This window comes from Pseudomonas sp. PSPC3-2 (genome assembly GCF_049897085.1).
GTDB lineage: Bacteria > Pseudomonadota > Gammaproteobacteria > Pseudomonadales > Pseudomonadaceae > Aquipseudomonas > Aquipseudomonas paraveronii.
Genome location: NZ_JAFCVO010000039.1, coordinates 1 through 2,395, shown reverse-complemented (window position 1 = coordinate 2,395; position 2,395 = coordinate 1). Strand labels below are relative to the sequence as shown.

2 protein-coding genes and 1 pseudogene are annotated in these 2,395 nt (G+C 63.8%); all 3 read right to left on the bottom strand.

Translation table 11 applies throughout. From position 1 onward, the window contains the following. Positions 1-191: pseudogene (locus ACP7CJ_RS28770) on the bottom strand (L-arabinose ABC transporter permease AraH); the annotation flags it as partial. Between the two features lie 9 nt (positions 192-200). After that, positions 201-1,703, bottom strand: coding sequence for an L-arabinose ABC transporter ATP-binding protein AraG (araG, locus tag ACP7CJ_RS28765; protein ID WP_426103233.1), 1,503 nt, complete (start codon positions 1,701-1,703; stop codon positions 201-203). Next, positions 1,700-2,395, bottom strand: a 696-nt coding sequence (locus ACP7CJ_RS28760) for an arabinose ABC transporter substrate-binding protein (protein ID WP_426103232.1), incomplete at its 5' end; no start/stop codon positions are given. The genes ACP7CJ_RS28760 and araG, both read right to left, overlap by 4 nt.

The window sequence follows — 2,395 nt, the reverse complement described above, 5'->3', positions numbered from 1 at the left end:
GCCGCAATGCCCACCGTGGAAATCGCCAGGCCCAGCCCGCGCATGTTCAGCGGCGAGAGGAAGTTGTCGATCAGCAAGGCACACAGCAGAAAAATCCCCAGCGCCGCGAGCAACATCGCCCAGTTGTCGAGCAGCGCGCGCATATCCAAGGGTTTGCGTGCCGTCGGCAACGCGTTGTGTTGGGTCGTCATAGTCGTCTCTCAGTTCGCCAGGCCACGCGGCAAGGCCAGTTGCAGCAAGTTGGATTCAGTGGCGTGTTCGCGCCGTTGTTCGCCGCGCAAAGTGCCTTCGCACAGCACCAGAATGCGGTCAGAAACCCCCATCACCTCCATCAGGTCGCTGGACACCACAATCACCGCGATACCGCTGGCCGCCAGGTCATGGATGATCTGGTAGATCTCCGACTTGGCGCCGATGTCGATGCCCCGCGTCGGCTCGTCCAGCAGCAGCACCTTCATCGGCATCGACAGCCAGCGGCCGAGAATGGCCTTCTGCTGATTGCCGCCGGACAGGTACATGATCTTTTGCTCGGCGCTTGGGGTCTTGACCTTCATCGCGCTGATTTGCCGGCCGGCGTTGCCCTGCTCCCAGCCCTCGCGCAGCAGCCAGCCAAACCGGGAATGGGCGCCGCGCGCGCTGATGTTGATGTTCTCGGCCACGCTGGACAGCGGGATGATGCCTTCCTTCTTGCGGTCCTCCGGGCACAGCAGTACGCCGGCGGCGATGGCGTCGCGGGGCGAACGCAATTGCAGCGCTTGCCCGCACAGTTCCAACTGCCCCGCCGTGGCGCGCTGCAAGCCGCTGAGCAGGCGAAACAGCTCGGTACGCCCGGCGCCGACCAAGCCGAACAGGCCGAGGATCTCGCCCTTGCGCACGTCAAAACTGATCGGCTCGCGCAGGCCAGGGCCGAGCAAACCGTCGACCTTGAGCGCCACGTCGCCGTGCGCGCGCGGGCGATAGTCGTAGATGTCCTGGATGTCGCGGCCGACCATGCAGGTGACCAGCTGGTCGTGGGTCAGCGCGCTCATGTCGTCGAAGGTGCGCACGTAGCGGCCGTCCTTGAACACCGTCACCGCGTCGCAGATACGGAACACTTCTTCCATGCGGTGGGACACGTACAGCACCACTTTGCCCTCGTCGCGCAGGCGCGTGATGATCGCCATCAGCCGGTCGATCTCGCGGGCCGACAGGCTGCTGGTGGGTTCGTCGAAGGCGATCACATGCGCGCCACGGGACAGCGCCTTGGCGATTTCCACCAGTTGACGCTGGCCCAGGGACAGCCGCCCGAGCTTCTCCTGCGGGTCGATTTCATCGGCCAGGCCCTTGAGGCAGGCCAGCGCCTGCTCGCGCAGCAGCCGGCGGTTGACCACGCCGAAGCGCGCCGGCAAATGCCCGAGGAACAGGTTTTCGGCGACGCTCATTTCCGGCACCAGATGCAACTCCTGGTGGATCACCGCGACACCGCTGGCAATGCTGTCGGCCGCGCATTTGAAGGCCATGGTCTGCTCGCCGATCTGCACACTGCCGCTGCTCGGGATGTAGGCGCCGCCAAGGATCTTCAGCAGCGTCGACTTGCCCGCGCCGTTCTCGCCCATCAGCGCGTGAACCGAGTGCGGCCGCGCTTCAAAGCTGATCTGCGCCAGGGCTTTCACACCGGGAAACTCCTTGCCGATGCCATTGAAACGCAAGGCCGCGCCGGTCATTTCCACAGCCCGATCTTGGTCAGTTCTTCCTGGAAGTTGGCGCGAGTGATCAGCGTCACTTCGTCCATGGCCGTGTATTTCGGCGGCTGCGTGCCTTTGGTGACCCACTCGTACATCATCAGCGCGGTGTTGTAGCCCTCGATGTGCGGGCTCGGCAGCATCGAGCCGAAGAAGCCGCTGTTGGCCTTCTTCAATTCGCCGATGGCGTCGGTGCCATTGATGCCGATGCCGATCACATTCGCGGCGGCAAACCCGGCGCTTTCGGTGGCGCGCACGCCGCCGAGCACGGTGTTGTCGTTCATGCCGCCGATGATCAGGTTTTTCGCGCCGCTGGGCAGCTTGACCAGGGCCGAGTTGGTGGCGTCCATGCTGCCGGGCACGTCGAGGGTTTTGAGGGCGGCGGTGAGGATGTGGTCCTTGGGAATGCCCGCTTCTTCGAGGGATTTGATCGAGCCGTCGGTGCGCTTTTTACCGGTATCGAGTTCGTTGAAGGTGGTGATCACCGCGTAGGTGTCCTTCCAGTCCCAACCGCGTTTTTTCGCCTCGGCGGCCATCGCCGCGCCTTGTTTCTGGCCGACTTCAAAAGCGGCCATGCCCAGGTACGGCACGTCCTCCATGAAATTGCCCTTGGCGTCGACGAAACGATCATCCACCGCGATCACTTTCAAGCCGTTGGCTTTGGCCTTGGCGAC